20 protein-coding genes are annotated in these 19,110 nt (G+C 73.1%); 10 read left to right on the top strand and 10 right to left on the bottom strand.

What is annotated here, in order from left to right; all coding sequences use genetic code 11:
- Positions 1-2 precede the first annotated feature (2 nt).
- A complete protein-coding gene (gene pta / locus ACQP1P_RS11680; protein WP_433085862.1) occupies positions 3-2,045 on the top strand; it encodes a phosphate acetyltransferase in 2,043 nt (680 codons plus the stop codon).
- A 366-nt stretch (positions 2,046-2,411) separates the two neighbouring features.
- Complete coding sequence (locus tag ACQP1P_RS11675; RefSeq protein WP_433085860.1) at positions 2,412-2,762, top strand: VOC family protein; 351 nt, start codon at positions 2,412-2,414, stop codon at positions 2,760-2,762.
- A 387-nt stretch (positions 2,763-3,149) separates the two neighbouring features.
- Here ACQP1P_RS11675 and ACQP1P_RS11670 read toward each other — a convergent pair whose 3' ends face one another.
- Together ACQP1P_RS11670 and ACQP1P_RS11665 are read right to left on the bottom strand one after the other, a co-directional pair.
- A complete protein-coding gene (locus tag ACQP1P_RS11670) occupies positions 3,150-3,911 on the bottom strand; it encodes a M23 family metallopeptidase (protein ID WP_433085858.1) in 762 nt (253 codons plus the stop codon).
- Positions 3,912-4,451: 540 nt separating this feature from the next.
- Positions 4,452-5,234 carry a helix-turn-helix domain-containing protein gene (locus ACQP1P_RS11665; protein WP_433085856.1) on the bottom strand — a complete coding sequence of 261 codons (783 nt, stop codon included), beginning with the start codon at positions 5,232-5,234 and terminating at the stop codon, positions 4,452-4,454.
- A 584-nt stretch (positions 5,235-5,818) separates the two neighbouring features.
- Here ACQP1P_RS11665 and ACQP1P_RS11660 point away from each other — a divergent pair.
- A complete protein-coding gene (locus ACQP1P_RS11660; RefSeq protein WP_433085854.1) occupies positions 5,819-7,276 on the top strand; it encodes an SDR family NAD(P)-dependent oxidoreductase in 1,458 nt (485 codons plus the stop codon).
- Between the two features lie 3 nt (positions 7,277-7,279).
- Here ACQP1P_RS11660 and ACQP1P_RS11655 read toward each other — a convergent pair whose 3' ends face one another.
- Both ACQP1P_RS11655 and ACQP1P_RS11650 read right to left on the bottom strand, forming a co-directional pair.
- Positions 7,280-7,981: a bifunctional nuclease domain-containing protein gene (locus tag ACQP1P_RS11655; protein WP_433085852.1), complete on the bottom strand. Its 702-nt coding sequence runs from the start codon at positions 7,979-7,981 to the stop codon at positions 7,280-7,282.
- A 104-nt stretch (positions 7,982-8,085) separates the two neighbouring features.
- The gene (locus ACQP1P_RS11650) at positions 8,086-8,751 is read right to left on the bottom strand and encodes a sporulation protein (protein WP_433085850.1); all 666 of its coding nucleotides are present in this window, start codon (positions 8,749-8,751) and stop codon (positions 8,086-8,088) included.
- A 38-nt stretch (positions 8,752-8,789) separates the two neighbouring features.
- Here ACQP1P_RS11650 and ACQP1P_RS11645 point away from each other — a divergent pair, with 38 nt between their 5' ends.
- Complete coding sequence (locus ACQP1P_RS11645) at positions 8,790-9,191, top strand: MerR family transcriptional regulator (protein ID WP_433085848.1); 402 nt, start codon at positions 8,790-8,792, stop codon at positions 9,189-9,191.
- A gap of 64 nt (positions 9,192-9,255) precedes the next feature.
- Here ACQP1P_RS11645 and ACQP1P_RS11640 read toward each other — a convergent pair whose 3' ends face one another.
- Positions 9,256-9,882, bottom strand: a complete 627-nt coding sequence (locus tag ACQP1P_RS11640; protein WP_433085847.1) for an FMN-dependent NADH-azoreductase — start codon at positions 9,880-9,882, stop codon at positions 9,256-9,258.
- Between the two features lie 96 nt (positions 9,883-9,978).
- On the opposite strand from ACQP1P_RS11640, the gene ACQP1P_RS11635 reads away from it, so the two are divergent.
- Complete coding sequence (locus tag ACQP1P_RS11635; RefSeq protein WP_433085845.1) at positions 9,979-10,524, top strand: MarR family winged helix-turn-helix transcriptional regulator; 546 nt, start codon at positions 9,979-9,981, stop codon at positions 10,522-10,524.
- On the opposite strand, the gene ACQP1P_RS11630 is transcribed toward ACQP1P_RS11635, so the two are convergent.
- Together ACQP1P_RS11630 and ACQP1P_RS11625 are read right to left on the bottom strand one after the other, a co-directional pair.
- Positions 10,481-11,035 carry a TIGR03086 family metal-binding protein gene (locus ACQP1P_RS11630; RefSeq protein ID WP_433085843.1) on the bottom strand — a complete coding sequence of 185 codons (555 nt, stop codon included), beginning with the start codon at positions 11,033-11,035 and terminating at the stop codon, positions 10,481-10,483. The genes ACQP1P_RS11635 and ACQP1P_RS11630 overlap by 44 nt on opposite strands.
- 4 nt (positions 11,036-11,039) lie before the next feature.
- Entirely contained in the window at positions 11,040-12,230 is a 1,191-nt protein-coding gene (locus ACQP1P_RS11625) for an MFS transporter (protein ID WP_433085841.1), read from the bottom strand.
- 135 nt (positions 12,231-12,365) lie between these two features.
- Here ACQP1P_RS11625 and ACQP1P_RS11620 point away from each other — a divergent pair, with 135 nt between their 5' ends.
- The 3 genes from ACQP1P_RS11620 (at position 12,366) to ACQP1P_RS11610 (ending at position 13,971) form a co-directional block, all read left to right on the top strand.
- Positions 12,366-13,151: a lytic polysaccharide monooxygenase gene (locus ACQP1P_RS11620; RefSeq protein ID WP_433085839.1), complete on the top strand. Its 786-nt coding sequence runs from the start codon at positions 12,366-12,368 to the stop codon at positions 13,149-13,151.
- Complete coding sequence (locus tag ACQP1P_RS11615; protein WP_433085837.1) at positions 13,148-13,741, top strand: DUF305 domain-containing protein; 594 nt, start codon at positions 13,148-13,150, stop codon at positions 13,739-13,741. The genes ACQP1P_RS11620 and ACQP1P_RS11615 overlap by 4 nt, the downstream gene beginning before the upstream one ends.
- 77 nt (positions 13,742-13,818) lie before the next feature.
- Positions 13,819-13,971 (top strand): hypothetical protein, encoded by a 153-nt coding sequence (locus ACQP1P_RS11610; RefSeq protein WP_433085835.1) that lies wholly within the window; start codon positions 13,819-13,821, stop codon positions 13,969-13,971.
- A gap of 3 nt (positions 13,972-13,974) precedes the next feature.
- On the opposite strand, the gene ACQP1P_RS11605 is transcribed toward ACQP1P_RS11610, so the two are convergent.
- On the bottom strand, positions 13,975-14,196 hold the full coding sequence (locus ACQP1P_RS11605) for a hypothetical protein (RefSeq protein ID WP_433085833.1): 222 nt from the start codon (positions 14,194-14,196) through the stop codon (positions 13,975-13,977).
- Between the two features lie 9 nt (positions 14,197-14,205).
- Here ACQP1P_RS11605 and ACQP1P_RS11600 point away from each other — a divergent pair, with 9 nt between their 5' ends.
- On the top strand, positions 14,206-15,582 hold the full coding sequence (locus ACQP1P_RS11600) for a hypothetical protein (protein ID WP_433085831.1): 1,377 nt from the start codon (positions 14,206-14,208) through the stop codon (positions 15,580-15,582).
- 85 nt (positions 15,583-15,667) lie between these two features.
- On the opposite strand, the gene ACQP1P_RS11595 is transcribed toward ACQP1P_RS11600, so the two are convergent.
- Both ACQP1P_RS11595 and ACQP1P_RS11590 read right to left on the bottom strand, forming a co-directional pair.
- Positions 15,668-16,843 carry a flavin reductase gene (locus ACQP1P_RS11595; protein ID WP_433085829.1) on the bottom strand — a complete coding sequence of 392 codons (1,176 nt, stop codon included), beginning with the start codon at positions 16,841-16,843 and terminating at the stop codon, positions 15,668-15,670.
- 25 nt (positions 16,844-16,868) lie between these two features.
- The gene (locus tag ACQP1P_RS11590; protein WP_433085827.1) at positions 16,869-17,597 is read right to left on the bottom strand and encodes a TetR/AcrR family transcriptional regulator; all 729 of its coding nucleotides are present in this window, start codon (positions 17,595-17,597) and stop codon (positions 16,869-16,871) included.
- A 316-nt stretch (positions 17,598-17,913) separates the two neighbouring features.
- Here ACQP1P_RS11590 and ACQP1P_RS11585 point away from each other — a divergent pair, with 316 nt between their 5' ends.
- Positions 17,914-19,083 carry an LLM class flavin-dependent oxidoreductase gene (locus ACQP1P_RS11585; protein ID WP_433085825.1) on the top strand — a complete coding sequence of 390 codons (1,170 nt, stop codon included), beginning with the start codon at positions 17,914-17,916 and terminating at the stop codon, positions 19,081-19,083.
- Positions 19,084-19,110: the final 27 nt, after the last annotated feature.

Genomic DNA, 19,110 nt, shown 5'->3' with positions numbered 1-19,110 from the left:
CCGTGGCCCGCATCGTGTACCTCGTCGAGCACGGACCCGACTCCGGCAAGTCGGCCGTGGCCCTCGGACTCGCCGAACTGCTGTCCCGCAAGGTGCCGCGGATCGGCGTGTTCCGGCCCGTCGCCCCCGAGTCGCAGGACGTTCTGCTGGAGTTGCTGCGCTCGCGGTACAACATCGGGGATGACCGCCTCTACGGGGTGACCTACGCGGAGGCGTCGGCGATGCTCGCGGCCGGGCGCGCCGAGGAGCTCGTCGGGCAGGTCGTCGAGCAATTCCGCCTGGTCTCCCAGCAGCACGAGGCGGTCGTGGTCATCGGCACCGACATCGACGACGACCTCGCGTTCAACGCGCGCCTGGCCAACGAGTTCGGCGCGGTCGTGGTGTCCGTCGTCAACGGTACCGGCGCCGACGGGTCCACACTGGACTCGATGGCCCGCCAGGCCTACCACGCGCTGGCCGACCTCGACGCGACCGTCGCCGCCGTGGTGCTCAACCGCACCCCCGAGGCCGTGGCCGCGCCCGAGCTGCCGGTGCCGTGCTTCGTGATCCCGGACGTGCCCACGATCGGCGCGCCCACCGTGGCCGAGGTCGCCGCCCAGCTCGGCGCGAGCGTGGTGACGGCCGGCGGCGAACGGGACACGGCGCTCGGGCGCGACGTGCTCGACTACGTCGTGGGGGCCGCGCAGGTGCCCACCGTACTGAGCCATCTGACGCCGGACTGCCTGCTCATCACGCCCGGGGACCGCGCGGACCTGCTCGTGGCCGCGGGCGCCGCGCACGCGTCGGGCCTGGTGCCGCTGGCCGGGATCGTGCTCACGCTCGGCATCGCGCCCGACCCCGCGGCCCTGGCCCTCTTCGAGCGGCTCAACCCCGGGCTCGCGGTCCTGTCGGTGCCGAAGGCCAGCTACGACACCATCGCGTCGTCCACGCGCATGGAGCACCGCCTGAGCGCGGCCAACCCGCGCAAGGTCGAGGCGGCCCTGGGCGCCTTCGAGTCCAATGTGGACACCGCGGCGCTGGCCGGCGTGCTGGAGCTGACGGCTTCGGCCCGGGTGACGCCGCTCATGTTCGAGTACGACCTCATCGACCGCGCCCGCGCCGACCGCCGCCGCCTCGTGCTGCCCGAGGGGACCGAGGAGCGGATCCTGCGCGCCGCGGACATCCTGCTGCGCCGCGGCGTCGCGGACCTGACCCTGCTCGGCGACCCGGCGGTGATCCGGGCCAGGGCGCGCGACCTGAGCCTCGACCTCGGCGGCGCCACGCTGGTCGACCCGGTGACGAGCCCGCTGCGCGAGGAGTTCGCCGCGGCCTACCGCGACCTGCGCGCCCACAAGGGCGTCACGTTCGACCTGGCCCACGACGTGGTGGCCGACGTGTCGTACTTCGGCACGCTCATGGTCCAGCTCGGTCACGCCGACGGCATGGTGTCGGGCGCGACCCACACCACCGCCGCCACGATCCGCCCCGCCTTCGAGATCATCAAGACCGTCCCGGGCCTGAGCGTCGCCTCGAGCGTCTTCTTCATGCTGCTGCCCGACCGCGTCCTGGTCTACGGCGACTGCGCGGTGAACCCCGACCCGGACGCGGAACAGCTCGCGGACATCGCCCTGTCCTCGGCCGACACCGCCGCCCGCTTCGGTGTCACGCCGCGCGTGGCCATGCTGTCGTACTCCACGGGCACCTCCGGCGCGGGCGCCGACGTCACGAAGGTCGCGCAGGCCACGGCCATCGTCCGCGCCCGGCGGCCGGATCTGCCGGTGGAGGGGCCGATCCAGTACGACGCGGCGATCGACCCCGCGGTGGCCGCGACGAAGCTGCCCGGCAGCCCGGTGGCCGGCCAGGCGACGGTCTTCGTGTTCCCGGACCTGAACACGGGCAACAACACGTACAAGGCGGTCCAGCGCTCGGCGAACGCCGTGGCGGTCGGACCGGTCATGCAGGGCCTGCGCAAACCGGTGAACGACCTGTCAAGGGGCGCGACGGTGAAGGACATCGTGAACACGGTGGCCATCACGGCGATCCAGTCCCAGCCCACGGCCCAGTAACCACTCCTCCCCCACACGACGTTCGCCCCGACACCGGGGTCGTACACCTTCGGCATGAGGGTTCGTGCGCTTTCGGCCGCCGGGGCTATGCGCGCCTTCGGCCGACGGGGTCATGCGCGCCTTCGGCGTCGGGGGTTTGCGCGCCTTCGGCCGACGGGGCTATGCGCGCCTTCGGCGTCGGGGTTATGTGCGCCGTCGGCGTCGGGTTATGTGCGCCTTCGGCGTCGGGGGTTTGCGGTCCCGCGGCCCTCCTTCGGCCTCGGCGTTCTGCACCCCCGCGTCTCGCACGTTCTCCCCGGGAACCCGCGGTCCCCCTACTCGGGCGACATCGGGTTATTTGTCATACCTATGGGGCACGATGGGGAGATGATTGCGAGACTCTCGTCAGTCGTGCTGGACGCCTCGGACCCGCATGCCCTAGCCCGGTTCTACTCGGAACTGCTCGACCTGCCCATCACCAAGGTCGACGGCGACTGGATCGACATCGGCGACGGCGCCAGCCGGATAAGCTTCCAGCACGCCCCGAATCACATCCCGCCGCAGTGGCCGGACCCGAACTACCCGCAGCAGCTCCACCTGGACATCTGGGTCGACGACATCGACGCCGCGGAGTCCAAGGTCCTGCGCATGGGCGCCCAGCTGCTCTCGTCCAAGGAGGAAGGCTTCCGGGTCTACAGCGACCCGGCCGGCCATCCCTTCTGCCTCGAGCACGGCTGAGCCCGCCACCCACGAGCCGCCGCCCCACGACCGCGCCCGGCTTGACCAGCGCCCGCGCACCCGCCGCCGCCCGCGCACCCGCCGCCGCCCGCGCACCCGCGTTCCCGCCGTCACCCGCGCGACCGCCGTCGCCCGCCTGCTCGCCGTCGCCCGCCTGCTCGCCGTCGCCCGCCTGCTCGCCGTCGCCCGCCTGCTCGCCGTCGCCCGCCTGCTCGCCGTCGCCCGCGTCCTCGCCGTCGCCCACGCGAACGCCATCGCCCGCGCACTCGGCCCCGGTCGCGCGGTCGCCACCTTGCGCCCAGCCAGCGGTCAACCACCCGGTGCGCCTACCAGCCGGCATAACGCGCCAACGGCGTGAGGCGGACCCCGGCAGGTCGCGGTGCCGGTTTACGGGTCGGCGGTGGCCTTGGCCGGGCAGCCGTTCTGCTGCTGCCACGCCTCGAGCTCGGCGACCGGCGACTTCTCCTTGCCGGCCTTCCAAGCATCCAGGTAGGACCACGGCCAGATCACCCCGCGGCGCGTCCACCAGTCGCCGGTCTTCGCACACGCCGGGGACAGGCCGAAGTGGATGTGGCAGGCGCTCGCGTCGCCGGTGCGGCCCACCTTGGCCACCGGCTGGCCGGCCTGCACCACCGTGCCCGCCTCGATGCCGTTGTCGATGGACGCGAAGTGCGACATGTAGTAGCGGGCGCCGTCGTTGCCCAGGATCGACACGGACAGGCCGCCGCGGGAGGAGCCCTCGTTCGCCTTGGCGGTCCAGGTGTCGACCTTGGTGACCTCCAGGACGGTACCGTCCACGGGCGAGAGGGCGTTCAGGCCGCAGTTCGCGATGATGTCGCTCGCCGGGTAGTCGTGGTGGTCGTGCGAGTAGGAGCCCTTGCCCTGCAGCGGGAACACGTGCTTCGTGGTTCCCTTGGGCGCCTCGCTGCTCGCGTTCGCCCCCAGCCCGGCGCCGTTGCCCGAGGGGGGCGCGCTCTGCACCTGGCGGCCGGGCGACTGCTGCGCCGCCGGCGCCTGGCTCGTGGGGGCCGGGTCGTCGCCGCAGGCGGTCGCGCCCAGGGCCACCGCGAGCAGGGCCGCACCGGCGAGGGCCGCGCGGGCCGGGCCGGTCCGATGGCGCGCCCGCGTACTCACTCGCTGGACAGACATCGCCCGCCACCCTACGCGCTGCCGTCAACCCACCCCAAGTCACCGCCCGGCCACTGCTCGCCGCTCGAATCCCCTGCTCCGTGAATGCCACGTGACCGATTTTTCACCTGTCGGGGTATAAATCCGGCGCGGAGCGCCGGATGGATCAAGCGAGCCCGAGCACCCAAGGAACACGGGCACCTAAGGAACACGGGCACCTAAGGAACACGGCACACAAGGGACCCGAGCACCTAAGGGACCCGGGCACCCAAGGGACCCGGGCACCCAAGGGACCCGAGGGACCCGAGCACTGAAGGAACACGGGCACCCAAGGGACCCGAGCACTGAAGGAACACGCCGGTCGAGCAGCGGACACGAGGGAACCCGAGCCTGAGCTGCGGAGTGCGTGAACGACGGCCCGGGATACGGAGCACGAGGCCGAGCGCCGGACAGGACGGCGCGAGCAGGTTCGGGCACACGGGAAAGAGGGCGGCGTGAGCAGGGTCCGAGCGCACCGGCAAAGGGGCGCACACGAAAACGCGGCAGGAAACAGCAGGCGAGTCAGTAGCGGGCGGCGTAGGACGTCGGGGGCTCGCCGAACATGTTCGTGAAGTCGCGCGTCAGGTGGGCCTGGTCCGCGTAGCCCAGGTCCGCGGCCAGTGTCGCCCAGTCGATCGGGGTCCGCGCCGCCATCCGCTCCGTCACCTCGTGCAAGCGGAAGCGGCGCAGCACCCACTTCGGGCTCACGCCCACATGCTCGGCGAAGAGCCGCTGCAGGTGCCGTTCGCTCACCGCCCAGCGCGCCGTCAGGTGGTCGACCCGGCGCAGGTCGGGCGAGCCGGCGATCTCCTCCACCCGCTCGGCGGCCTCGTCGCCGGGTGGGTCCGGCTGCGGGCGGTTGGTCAGCAGGTAGTGGTTCAGGGCGTCCACCGGGGGTGCCGGCTCCGCCTCCGTGGTCAGGGTCGTCAGGTCCAGGGGCGGGAGGTCGGCGAACACCGCCTCGGCCGGCAGGGCACGGTCGGTGATCGTGTCCACCGGGGCGTTGAGGTAGCGGCGGAAGACGCCCGGGCGGAAGGCCACGCCCACCACCGCCGCGCGGCCCGACAGGACTCTCGTCACGCGGCCCCTGGCCACGCCGCGGACCATGGGCGGGCCGGTACTGGAGAAGGTCAGCTGGACGCTGGGCCGCGGGACCATGAGCTGGGTGTAGTCCGGCTGGTCGCGCAGGTCCCAGCGGGCCCACCAGTAGTGGGAGATCAGCGCCGCGAGCCCGGCGGCCCGGGGTGCGAAGCCGTGGGACTGGAAGGACGCCCAGGCTCCGGCCAGCTCGCGGCGGTCGCGCATCCGGCACATTGTGCCAGCACCCGCTACCCGGTCCGGTCTTGTCACCGCGGGCGCCGGGATTCCTGGCGGGCGATCAGCTCCGCGAGCCCCGCGGCAGCTCCGGCCGGCTCGCGGCGGTCACGCATCCGGCACATTGTGCCAGCACCCGCTACCCGGTCCGGTCTTGTCACCGCGGACGCCGGGATTCCCGGCGGCAGATCAGCCCCGCGAGCCCCGCGGCGGCTCCGGCCGGCTCGCGGCGGTCGCGCATCCGGCACATTGCGCCGGCACCCGCACCTGGTGCGGTCTTGCCCCGCGGACGCCGGGATCGCTGGCGGGAGCGACGGTCCGCAGGTGACGCGGGCCCGAGCCATGAAGCCCCAAAGAAGGAACGTGGGCCGCATTATGCGGATATGTCGGATTTGTCGGCGGTGGTGGGCTTTACTGAACCCCGTCACGAGAACAACGCGGAACCGCCGAGGGTGCAGGACAGCGCACACGGGGGACGACGGACGCCGCGGAGCAGCGGGTCCGGGGGGCAACGGCGCCACCCGGACCCGTTTCTGTTTGGTGTGGTGGCGGGGGCGTTGCGTACAGTTCCCGTCGTGACCCCGCACGACCCCCGCGAAGAAGCCGACTTCGGCCCCGGCATCGACCCCGAGCGCCTGGCCATCTGCCTCGCCGTCTTCGACGAGCTGGCCGAGCTGCCGCCCGAGCACCCCGACGTGCTGCTCGTGCGGCGGGCCACCTCGCACCTCTACAAGCACGTCAAGCGGCAGCGCCGCAGTGAGCGGCGGGCCGCCGTCACCGAGAACGACCGGCTCGTCACCGCGGCGACCGCGACCGGGGCGCCGGGGCGGATCGACGACGAGACGGCGGGCATCGCGCTGGTGTCGCCGACCATCGGGGCCACCGCGGGGCGGCTGAAGCGCGCGCGCTCCTGCTACACGTGCAAGACGCGCTACGTCGACGTCGACGCGTTCTACCACCAGCTCTGCCCGCCGTGCGCCAAGCTCAACCGCGAGCGGCGCGACCAGCGCGCGGACCTGCGCGGGCGGCGCGCCCTGCTCACGGGCGGACGGGCCAAGATCGGCATGTACATCGCGCTGCGGCTGCTGCGCGACGGGGCGCACACGACGATCACCACGCGGTTCCCCAACGACGCCGTGCGGCGCTTCGCGGCCATGCCGGACAGCGCGGACTGGCTGCACCGGTTGCGGATCGTCGGCATCGACCTGCGGGACCCGGCCCAGGTCGTCGCGCTCGCCGACGACGTGGCCGCGCAGGGGCCGCTGGACATCCTCATCAACAACGCGGCGCAGACGGTGAAGCGGACCGCCGGCTCCTACTCGCACCTGGTCGCGGCCGAGTCCTCGCCGCTGATGCTCGACGGCCCGATGCCCGATGTGGTGACGTTCCACAAGACCGACACGGAGCTGGTGCTCGAATCCGGGCGGGCGGGCGCCCTCATCCCGCCGGACGCGCTCACCGCGCTCGCGCTGACCAGCCGGAACACGACCCCGGAGAAGATCGCGGCGCTCACCGCCATCGACGCGGGCGGGCTGGTGCCGGACCTGGCCGCGTCCAACAGCTGGGTGCAGACGGTCGAGGAGGTCGACCCGCTCGAGCTGCTCGAGGTGCAGCTGTGCAACGTCACCGCGCCGTTCATCCTGGTCTCGCGGCTGCGGCCGGCGCTCAAGGCGGCGGCCGCGCGGCGCAAGTACGTCGTGAACGTCTCCGCCATGGAGGGGCAGTTCAGCCGCCGGTACAAGGGGCCCGGGCACCCGCACACCAACATGGCCAAGGCCGCGCTGAACATGCTCACCCGCACGAGCGCCGAGGAGATGCTCGGCGACGGCATCCTCATGACGGCCGTCGACACCGGGTGGATCACCGACGAGCGGCCGCACCCGCAGAAGATGCGGCTGCACGAGGAGGGCTTCCACGCGCCGCTGGACCTCGCCGACGGGGCCGCGCGGGTCTACGACCCGATCGTGCGCGGCGAGCGCGGCGAGGACCTCTACGGCTGCTTCCTCAAGGACTTCGAGCCGTCGAGCTGGTGAGCGCTACCGCAGCTGGTACATGAGCATGAACTTGCCGACCTGGACCTCGTCGCCGTCGTTGAGGTTGGCGCTCTTGACCCGCTCGCCGTTGACGTAGGTGCCGTTGAGGCTGCCCAGGTCGAGCATCGAGTAGCCGAGGCCGCCGCTGTTGCGGTGGAACTCGACGTGCTTGCGCGACACCGTGTTGTCGTCGAGCACGATCTGGTTGGCCGAGTCGCGGCCGCAGCGCACCACGTCGCCGTCGAGGGCGAACTCCGCCCCGGCCTCGGCGCCCTTGCGGATCAGCAGCGTGGCGCGGCCCGAGGGCAGCTTCTCCATGTGCGCGGTCAGGTCCAGCGGCTGGGTCGGGCCCTCGGGCGCCTGGACCGAGGCCGTGTTGAGCAGCTCCTCGGTGGTCAGGATCGGCACGCCCCAGTGCCGGGCCAGCGCGATCGCCTCGAGCGGCGCCGCCGGCACCCGGATGCCCTGCCCCAGCACCAGCTGGAACGGCCCGTGCGCGGCCACCACCTCGATCGCCCGCAGCGGCGCGTTCAACGCCATCAGCGCGCGCTGGAACAGCTCCGCGCTGATCGGCTCGTCCATGCTGCGCGGACCGCCCTCGACGGGCAGCTGCAGGTGCCGGCCCGTGGCTTCGTCCTTGAGCAGGACCACGGGACGGCTCTGCCAGGTCTGCGCACGCACACCCACCACGACGAGCTCTCGCATGCCCCGCCTCCCGAGTCCGTAGTCAACGGCTGTCAACCCCTGTGCGCCTAACGGTACCGTGCCGGGCGATCGGCATCCTGGGCCGGTCAGGTGGAGGTCTATCGTCAGATCTGCCCGATCTGCCGCATCAGCCGGTCGACCTCGGCCGCCCAGTCGACCTGTTCGCCCCGGTCGCGCCGCGTGCGGGCGGTCCCGGCCAGCACCAGCTCGACGAATTCGGCTCCCGTCGTGAAGCCGACAGCAACTTCGGTCGCGATCGCCTGGTACTGCGGCGCCACCCAGAACTCGAACACCTGCGACGCGTCGGCCGAGTTGAGCCGGAACCCGAGCGCACGCAGCGCCTCGAGGGCCGCGGCCTCGGCCGGGAGCGGGTGCACGGCCACGAAGTCCAGGTCGCCGGGGTCGTGGGCGAAGGCGACCCCGAGCTCGGTGCGCACCCCGACGGCCAGGCCGGGGACCCGTTCGCCGTACACGTGCGTGATCGGCGTGTCCAGCCCGAGAGCCAGCGTCACCGGTACGGCCCGGGCCTGCCCCGCCCGCAACCGGAACTCCCCGGCCGGCTCGTGACGGCCCAGCTCACGGGTGCCGGAGCCGTCCCGGGTCACCAGGGTCAGCACGATGCGCTCGATCTCGGCGTCGCGCTCGCCGCCGGTGAGGTGCACGGCTCCGGCGAGTGACTCCCCCGGGCGGCACACAGGATCATCGAGTACCGTATCGACGGCCGGGCCGCCCACGCCCAGCGCGGCGCGGCGCAGGCTCCGGAAGACCATGGCGGGCACACTAACACGCGGCACTGTAGGGTTGGATCGTGTCAAAGCTGCTGCGGATCGGGGAACTCGCGAACCAGGCCGGCGTGTCGACCCGCACGGTCGACTTCTACACCGGGCTCGGCCTGATCGAGTCGGCCGAGCGGACGGCCGGCAACTTCCGCCTCTACGACGCCTCCTGCATCGAGCGCATCGCGGCCATCAAGGCGCTGGAGGCCAACGGCGTGAGCCTGGCCGACATGGCCGACGCGCTCGAGCGCGGCGCGGGCGACCTCACCGGGCAGCTCAGCCAGGTGCAGGGCGACATCGAGACGCTGCGCGAGGCCGCCGTCCACGCCGGGCCGGCCGCGCACCAGCTCCTGCTCGCGCTCACGGCGCGGCTGCAGTCGCTGGTGCACACGGCCATCGAGCTGACCCAGAACCTGCCGCCGCTCGGCGGCTGAGCGCCGACGCCCCGGCCTACGCCGGGCCCAGCGCCCCGGCCTACGCCCGGACCAGCGCCCCGCCCTAGGCCCGGACCAGCGCGGCGATGCGCCGGCCGTGCTCGGCCGCGTCCTCGTGGCCGGTCTTCAGCAGCTCGGCGGCCAGCCCGCGCAGCGGCTCCATCGCCGGGTTGACGTCGGCGAGCGTCAGCTCCGCCTCGGCCACGTGCACGTCGAGGTGCAGCACCTCGGCGAGGACGCGCCGCACGTAGGGGCCGTTGTGGTCCCAGCCCTCCTTCGGCGTGCCCGGCCCGTAGCCGCCGCCGCGGCTCATCGCGAGCACCGCCGGGCGCCCGGCGAGGGGGCGGTCGCCGTTGCCGCCGAAGCGCTGGTTGACCAGGACCAGGTCGATCCAGGTCTTGAAGCTCGCCGGCACGCCCCAGTTGTAGAGCGGCACCGCGAACACGTACGCGTCCGCGTCGAGCAGCTCGGCGCTGAGCCGGTCGACCAGCTCGATCGCCTCCGGGGACTTCTGCGCCGCCAGCGCGTTGCGGGCCCACAGGTCGGCCGGCAGCGGCTCGAGCCCGATGTCGCGGCGGGTCACGGTGGCGCCGGGGTGCTCGGCGAGCCAGGCCTGCTCGGCGGTGTCGGCGAGCGCGCGGCTCACGGATCCGGTCGCGCGGATGCTCGCGTCAAGACGGAAGAGATGCATGATGCGGTACCTCCCTGAAGTTCTGCTGTACGGGAGAAAGTCTGCTCCACAGAACATCTGGTGGCAAGAGTGCGTGACCTGCTTATCATTGCTGACATGACGCACCCGGCTGATTCGCACGTCGAGCTCCAGGCGGACCTCGGCTGGGCGCTGGGCGTGCTGCTGCGCGGCTACGCGAAGGGCGCCCAGTCGGTGATCGCCGACGTGCCCGGCGGGCCGCGCGGATACCAGGTCCTGACCTCCGCCGTCGACGGGGCGGCCTGCACCCAGCTCGCCCTGGCCAACAAGCTGGGCATCGACCGGACCGTCATGACCTACCTGCTCGACGACCTCGAGAAGGCCGGCCTGATCGAGCGCAAGCCGGACCCGGCCGACCGGCGCGCCCGGCGCGTCCTGGCCACCGAGGCGGGCCGCGCGGCCCTGTGCGGCCTGCAGCGCAAGCTGCGCCACGTCGAGGATCGGGTGCTGGGCGCCCTGCCCGACGAGGACCGCGGCCGCTTCCGCGAGATGCTGCGGGCCGTGGCCGTGAACATCGACGCCCACGACCCGCTGAGCGACGCCTGCTCCGTGGTGGAGACTTTCAGCGGCGTCGAACCCGCTACTCGGGCCCGCCGCTCTTCCAGTTCGGGTCGCGACCGCTGAGGCCGAGCACGCGCGCGAACCACGGCGCGTCGCCGGCGACCGGGACCTCGGGCCCGTAGACACCCATCGCCCGGCCCTGCCCGGCGGAGCGGGCGACCTCGGCGTACATGGCCTCGAGCACGTCGTCGCCGAACGCGATCGGCACGCCGAGCGCCCGCGCCAGGTCCCACCCGTGCAGCACGAACTCGCCGAGCACCATCCCGCCGACGAGATCCGCGGGCAGCTCGACCGTGGCCATGACCGTGCCGCCCGTCCACGCCTCCGGCCGGCCCCAGGCCGCCGCGAGCCGCTCGACCTGCGCGCGCACGTCCCCGTCACCGTGGCCGGGCGGCACCGCCTCCTTGCGCGCCGCCCCTTCCAGCGGCGGCCCCCACTCGAGCAGGTGCGCCCGCAGCGCGCGCACGTCCCACTCCCCGCACGGCGTCGGCCGGTCGAGATCCTCCGGCGTGATCCGCCCGAGGAGGTCGAGCATGACGGGGGCGGCCGCGACGATCAGCTGGTGCTTGTCCATGCCCTCAACCTCTCGCACCGGCCCCGGCCCCGTCTTGGACAAACCCGCCAGGCGCGTGGCGGGCGACCGGGCGGAGCCAGGGCACGGCCAGCAGGATCACCACGGGCGAGAGGATGAAGCCCGCGCGCGTCGAGGTCACCGCGTCCAGGATGGCGCCGTCGACGGCCGCGCCGGCCGCGGCCCCGACCGAGAAGGCGGTGGCCACCCAGGCGAAGGCCTCCGCGGCCGTGCCCGCCGGGGCGATGCGGTCCACGGTCAGGAACGCCCCGGCCAGCAGCGGCGGCAGGAACAGCCCGCACAGCACGGCGAGCGGCACCATGAGCGCCGCCGGGGACGGGGTCAGCAGCAGCGGCACGTAGCCGAGGCCGAGCAGGGCGCCCAGCAGCGGCAGCCGGCGCGCGTCCACCCGCACGCGGGTGTTCACCAGGCCGCCGATGAGCGCGCCGAAGGCCTGCGCGGCCAGCAGCCAGCTGGAGAACGAACGGTGCCCGACCGACTCGGCGTAGTCCAGCATCGCCACCGGCAGCGAGCCCACGCCCGCGCCGATGAGGACCACCGCGGTCAGCAGCAGCCGCAGCGGGCCCGAGCGCAGGGCGCCCGCCCAGTGCCGCTCCGCGCGCTCGCCGCGCCAGGTGCGCACGGCCGGGGTGGTCACGAACCAGACGGTGCCCAGCAGCTGGAGCGCGGCGGTGGCCAGCACGCCGGCCGTACCGCCGCCGAGGGCCACCGCCACGCCGGCGACGAGCGGGCCGAAGATGAAGATGAGCTCCTGCACGGCGATGTCGAGGGTGTACGCGGTGGGGACCTGCTCCTCGTCGAGCAGGCTCCGCCAGAGCACCCGCAGGCCGGCCTCGAACGGCGGGGCGCCCAGGCCCGCGAGGAGCACGGCGATCAGCGCCGCCCAGAGCGGTACCCCCTGGACCAGCACGACGAAGCCCAGCGTCGACACGGCGGCGCCGGCGAGCATGACCGGCGGCTGGCGGAACCGGTCCGCGATGCGCGCCAGGACGGGGCCGCCGACGGCCAGGCCGGCGGTGTAGACGCCCACGAGCAGGCCGGCGGCGCCGATGGAGAGGCTCTCGCGCGCGTACAGCAGCAGGGCCACCGGGGCCGCGCCCAGCGGCAGCCGTCCGACGCAGCTGGCGGCCAGGACCCGGGCGACCTGCGCGGCGCGCAGCACGGTGGTCAGCGACATGGTCGCGATCATGCCAGCCCGGTCCCGATTAACGACAGCATAAAAGGGCGTTAGGCGGGATTTGCAAATCGTACGAGGCGTCCTTAAGCGCAGCTCGGATACGTTTTGCGCACCCGAGAGAAATGGTGTTCGACAATGCGCAGAACGGTGCTGTACCCGCTGGTCGCCCTCGGTGCCGCCGCCGCCGGGACGCTGCTCTACGCCGAGCCGGCCTCGGCCCACGGATATGTGTCCTCGCCGCCGAGCCGGCAGGCGTTGTGCGCGCAGGGCAAGGTGTCCGACTGCGGCGCGATCCAGTACGAGCCGCAGAGCGTCGAGGGGCCGAAGGGGCTGCGCAGCTGCGACGGCGGCAACGCGCGCTTCTCGGTGCTCAGCGACGACAGCCGCAACTGGCCGGCGACCGCCGTGGGCACCTCGGTCACGTTCAACTGGGTGCTCACCGCCCGGCATGCGACGAGCACGTGGCAGTACTTCATCGGCGACAAGCAGATCGCCCAGTTCGACGACGGCGGCAGGCAGCCCAACGCCACGGTGTCGCAGCAGGTCAGCCTGGCCGGATTCAGCGGCCGGCAGAAGATCCTGGCGATCTGGAACATCGCGGACACGGCCAACGCCTTCTACAACTGCATCGACGTGCAGATCGGGGGCGGCTCGACGCCGACGCCCACGAAGACCGCGAACCCGGCGCCGACGAGGACCGCGACGCCGGCCCCGACGAAGAGCGCGACGCCCACGAAGACCGCGACGCCGACGAGGACCGCGGCCCCGACCGGCGGCACCTCCGACTGGGCGCCGGACACGCTGTATCACGTCGGCGACGTGGTGACGTACAACGGCAAGCGGTATCAGTGCCGCCAGTCCCACCGCTCGATCTACACGTGGGAGCCGATCTACACCCTCGCCCTCTGGCTGCCGGTGTGAAGCGCCTGCTGATCGCGGTCCTGCTGCTGTTCGCGGTGACCGCCTGCGGCTCGAAGCCCGCGCCCGTGCCCCCGCTGGAGGCCGGCCAGGGCATCGCGGAGGCGGACGCGGTCACCGCGGCCGGCCCGCACAACGACTTCGACGTGATGTTCCTGCAGATGATGATCGCCCATCAGCAGCAGGGCCGGCAGATGCTGAAGCTGGGCCAGCGCAAGGGCGTGCGCGAGGAGGTCGTCGACCTCGCCGGCGCCATCGACGTCGTCGAGGCCGAGGAGGTCCGCACCATGCAGCGGTGGCTGCAGGCGTGGAACGTGCCGCAGACCGAGGTCTCCGACCCTGCCCTGCACGCGGCCCACGGCGGGCGGCCGGCGACCGGGCCGGAGGAGATCCAGGCGCTGCAGGACGCGACCGGCGCCGACTTCGAGACGAAGTTCCTCAACCTGCTCATCGCGCACCAGCACAACGCGGTCGAGCTGGCCCAGCAGCTGGCCACGACCGGCCGGAACGTGACGGTCAAGCAGCTGGCGGAGCGGGTGCAGCTGTCCCGCCAGCAGCAGATCAAGCAGATGCTGGCGCTGGCCGCGGGCTGAAAAGATGTTCCGGCGGGCCGGACCCTGGGCACTACTACCAGGGTCCGGCTTTGCCGTTTCATCGGAGGTGTACCGCCATGTCGTCGACGGCCACGCAGGCCATCAGCCGCTGTCCGAGCTGCGGCGCCCGCGTCCACGTGAACGCCGGCTCCCCCACGCCCGCCCACCAGCCCGACGGGGCCGGCCCGGGCTCGGGCGAGTGCCCCGGCAGCGGCCAGCCCAGCCGCTGACCCTCAATCCCGGGCCGGTGCCGGCCCGCGGCGCAGCCCGAGCACCACGGCCACGGCCAGCGCGAGCAGGCCGGCCGTGGTGAGCGCGCGAATGCCGAAGAAGAGGTAGTCGCCCCACAGCGCGGCCACGCCGGACGGCAACGATCGGGTCGCCACCGCGCCGGCGGTGCGGGCGGCGCCGGCCCTGCCGGCCCCGCGGCCGCGCAACGGTGCCGGTGCTGCCAAGGTGATGTCGTGACCGCGTCCTTGCGTGAGGTGCTGCCGGAGATCGGCGACCGAATGCCACCGGCCCGGCTGCCCGGGGACGTATGGCGGCGGGGATGCCAGGGACGGATCGCCGCGGCCGGAACGGCCCTGCTGTGCCTGGTGGGCGTGGCCGCGCTGCCGGGTCTCGGCGGCGGTGCGCAGCCGGCCGGCGGCACCACGGCGGTGATTCCGACGAGCGTCGAGCGGCCGTACCCCTGGCAGGCGACGGTCGACGCCGCGCCGCCCGGCCGCGCCTCGGTGCTCTTCGGCGGGGACAGCCTCGGCCTGGGCAGTGACCCGTTCGAGACCGAGGGCGGCAAGCTCACCGTCGTCGGCCGCGGCGGCGACTACCGGACGCTGCGCTACCCGACCGGCAGGCAACGGGCCGGCCTCGACGCCCGCCTCTCGCCCGACGGCAACCTGGTCGCCCAGAGCGAGCTGCACGACGGCCCGGCGGGGTGGCTCGTCGTCACCGACCTGCGCACCGGCCGCAGCCGCGGCTACGGCAACGGCCCGGCGGCCTGCTGCTACGAGGTCGCGGCCTGGCGCCCGGACAGCGGCGCCGTCCTCGTCCAGCACCGCGTCGGCGAGCAGGCCCAGCTCACCCTGGTCGACCTCGCCGCCGGCACCGAGCTGCCGATCGAGGGCGCGACACCGCGGGACGTCAACCGGTCCGCCTGGGCCGCGGCCTTCGCCCCGGACGGCGCCTCGTTCGTCGCGGCGTTCTCCGCCGGGGGCGGTACCGAACTGCGCGCATTCGACGCCACCGGCCGGCGCCGATGGAGCCACGACCTCGGAGCCCGGAGGCTCGCGGGGGCCGGCGCGTATACGGCGGACGGCAGCGCGATCGCCGTGCTCACCATGACCGGCTGTGCCGAGGACTGCGACCCGGCCCAGCTCGCCGAGCGGCGCTGGAGCGTGTCCTACCTCGACGCCGCGACGGGCGCCGAACGCGGCGGGCCGGCGGTGCCCACGGTCGGTGGTGCGGCCGTGCGGGCGCTGGGCTGGGCGGGGGATGCGCTCGTCGTGGTGCAGTACGAGGCCGAAACCGCCCTGGCCTCCGGCCTGGACGAGACCGGCTGGTCGCAGACGAAGCACGTCAAGGTGCTGACCCTGCGCCCGGGCGCCGATCCGCGGGTGGTGCTCGATCCGCCGGCCCACGTCAGCTCGATCGACGTGGCTCAGGACCTCATCCGCGAGGGCGCGTTCGGCGGGCCGGTGCCCCCGGCCTCGATACTGCCGGCCCGATGGTCGGTGCTCGGGCAGCTCGGCCTGTGCCTGCTGGTGCCGCTCGCGGCGGTGACGGCGGCCGTGGTGCTCATCCGCCGCCGGGTGATGCGCGGGCGACAGGCCACGGCCGGGTGATGCGCGGGCGACAGGCCGCGGCCGGGTGATGCGCGGGCGACAGGCCGCCGCCGGGTGATGCGCGGGCGCGCAACTGGGGGCCCGCTCAGGCCCCCAGCGAGCGCGTCGCCTTCCCGGCGCATCCGGTGACGGCGTCGATCGCCTCGCGCACGACGTCCGGCCGGGCCTTGAAGCCGAAGACCGTGAGCGCCAGGACCGGGCGCCCCGCGCCGTCGAAGACCGGCGCCGAGATCACCCGCGCCCGCGCCAGCACCTCGTCGGACAGCTCCGGCGGCTCGTAGTCGAGGGACGCCACCAGGGCGTCGAGCTCCTCGTTGGGCACGGTGCCGGGTTCGGCGGCGAGCCGCTCGAGCGCCGCGGCGAAGCGGCGGTGGCCCTCGCTGCCGAGGCCGATGGAGAACCCGCGCTCGCGGATGCGGGCCAGGGCCCGGATCTCGGGCTCCTGCGAGTCCGGCGCGAACTTCGCGACCCACGCCTCCTGCTCCGCCGCGGGCGCCCAGGCCTCGAAGATCGACGGGCCGTGCGGCCGGAAGGGCAGCCGCTGCCCGACCAGCGTGGTGGGCTGCGCCGCGGCCGACGCGGACGGCGGGTCGAGCTGGCCGACCACGACGACGCTGTCGCTCACGGGCGCGGTCACCAGGCACCGCAGGCCGTTGTCGGGCAGCTCCTGCGCGATCGAGCGGATGAGCTCGAAGTGGCGCAGCGGGCGGGTGAGGCTCATGTCCGGGTCGTAGGCGGTCAGCGTGAGCGGCGTGAAGCTGCCGTAGCCGCTGCGGAAGAACAGCAGCGGCAGCTCGGTGCTCGCGGTGTCGAGGTGCCGCACCTCGGCCAGGGCGATCTTGTGGTCGCCGGCGTCGTGCACGGCCACCGGGACGCAGTCGATCCAGGCCACCGCGCCCTCGATGATCGGGGCGCCCGACGGCGCCGGCCGCCAGGGGACGCCCTCGAACCGCCGGGCGAGCGGCGCCGTGGCGATCCGGCGGCACACGTCGGACTGGTGGGCGGCGAGGATGTTGACGCACCAGTTGCCGGCCTGGTGCAGGTGCGGCCAGGTCTCCGAGGTGACGCTCGGATAGAACCCGATCAGCGGCGGGTTCAGCGACACCGAGGAGAAGGACCCGACGACCATGCCGATCGGCGGGCCGTCCTGCGGCTGCGCGGTGATGACGCAGACACCGGTGGGGTACTGCCCGAGGACGTGGCGGAACCAGGCGGGATCGGCGGGCGAGCCGGGCGGGCGGCGGGCGGTCTCAGGCGACATCTCGGTCCTTTCCATCGATGCGACCTCACCCGTCGCCGGGCCGCAGTTCGCGGTCCTCGCGCAGCCCTATCGCGTCCGCCCACAGGGTCGTGAGGTGGTCGATCACGCCCTCGGGGTCCAGCGGCGGGTCGGGCGGGTCGGCGATGAAGGCGTCGTAGCAGTACGCGCTCACCATGAGGCTCATGGCGCGCGCCGTCTCCTCCGGGTCGAGACCCGATCGGACGTGCCCGCTCTTCATGCCGCGGGCCAGCGACCGGGCGAAGGAGTGGCGGAAGTTGCCGACCCACTCCCGGCGCAGCTCGGCCAGCCGGGCGTCGCTGTGGCTGGCGGTCTCCCAGAGGCTGAAGAAGTCGCGGTTCTCCCACTGGGTCGTCACGATGGCGCTGATCGCCCGGCGCAGGCCGAGCCGGCCGGTCGCGGCGTCCCAGAAGTCGGCGCCGAGGTTGAGCATCCGCAGGGCGCTCTCGCCGGCGAGCGTCGCCACGATGTCGTCGCGGTCGGCGAAGTACTGGTAGACGGTCCCCAGGCTCACCCCGGACTGCTGGGCGATGTCCCCGAGGGACACGTTGCCGTAGCCGTCGCGGGCGAAGAGCTGCTCGGCGACGTCGAGGAGCTTCTTGCGGGTTCGCATGGCGCGGGGGCCGACCGGCGTCTCCCGCCCGTCCTGGCGCCGCACCGCGCCCCGCAGGTTGGCGGCGACCCGCTCCAGGCGCCTGCTGCGCACCGCATCCGGCTCGTCAGGCAGATCCTGCATGCCGCCGCCTTCCGTCGCGTGGGCTCCCCGGGTGAACGCCGGAGAACCATAACGCCCCCGTGTGGGAAATGCCACCCCGAATCTGAATAGATTCAGGTAAACCTCCGGGCGCCCCGGCGCCGCCCAGCACGTCGAGATCCGTGCATATCCCCGCAGGGGCCCGCGACGGGACGGTGACCAACATGTTTCCAGCAGTCCCTTGCGCTGGCCGAGTTTCTGAGTAGATTCAGCACTCACTTGCTTGAGACCGGCGTCACACGCCCGGTCGTCACCCTTCTCCGCTCTCGATCGACGACCGCTTATGAGGGAGATCTCCATGCCGCGTCCGGCGCCCATGACCTTCGGTGTGTTCATCGCCCCGTTCCACGCCAACGACGACAGTCCGACGCTCTCCCTGCGCCACGACCTGGCGCTCATCGAGCTGGCCGACCGTCTCGGATTCGACGAGGCGTGGGTCGGCGAGCACCACTCGACCGGCGTCGAGCGGATCGCCGACCCGTTCATGGCGCTGGCGGCGGCGGCCGTGCGCACCTCGCGCATCCGGCTGGGCACGGGCGTGGTCAGCCTCCCGTACCACCACCCGCTGCTGGTCGCCGACCGCACCGTGCTGCTGGACCACCTCAGCTACGGCCGCGCGATGCTCGGCGTCGGGCCGGGCGCGCTCATCTCCGACGCCGACATGATGGGCATCGCGCCGGTGACCCAGCGGTCCCGGATGAACGAGGCCCTGGACGTGATCATCCGGCTCCTCGACGGCGAGACCGTCACCGCCTCCACCGAGTGGTTCGAGCTGCGCGAGGCCCAGCTGGCCTTCCTGCCGCTCAACCCGAAGGGCGTCCCGATCGCCGTGGCCAGCACCACCTCACCCTCGGGCGTGACCACGGCCGGCCGGCACGGCGTCGGCGTGCTGTCGCTGAGCGCCGGGTTCATCGGCGGCAAGAAGGACATGCGCGCCCAGTGGGAGATCGCCGAGCAGGCCGCCAAGGACGCCGGCACGACCATCAGCCGCGACGAGTGGCGGATGGTGGTGCGGGTCCACCTCGCCGAGGACCGCGAGCAGGCGATCCGCGACGTCGAGCGGGGCCGGACCGAGGAGCGGGAGAACTACTTCAAGCCGGTGCTGGGCCTGGAGAACGACTACACCCTCGCCGACGAGATCGCCGACGACAGCTCCATCATCGGTACCCCCGCGGACGCCGTCGCGGCGATCGAGCGCATGCTCGAGCAGACCGGCGGCTTCGGCGGATTCATGATCATGACGCACGACTGGGCGAGCCGGGAGAAGGCGCTCACCAGCCTCGAGCTCTTCGCCCGCTACGTCATGCCGCACTTCCAGGGCACGCTCGCGGCCGCCCAGCGCTCCGCCCGTGTCGTCACCGAGAAGCGACCGTCCTACAAGCCACTGGCCCAGGCGGCGATCTCCAAGGCGTACTCCGACTCCGGGCGCGAGCTGCCCGCCGGCGTGAACATCCAGAGCCTGCGCTGACTTGGTCCCGTGCTGCACACCCCTCTC

The sequence above is a fragment of the Dactylosporangium sp. CA-052675 genome, assembly GCF_050947935.1.
Taxonomy (GTDB): Bacteria; Actinomycetota; Actinomycetes; order Mycobacteriales; family Micromonosporaceae; genus Dactylosporangium.
This window is presented reverse-complemented; position numbering and strand designations above follow the sequence as displayed.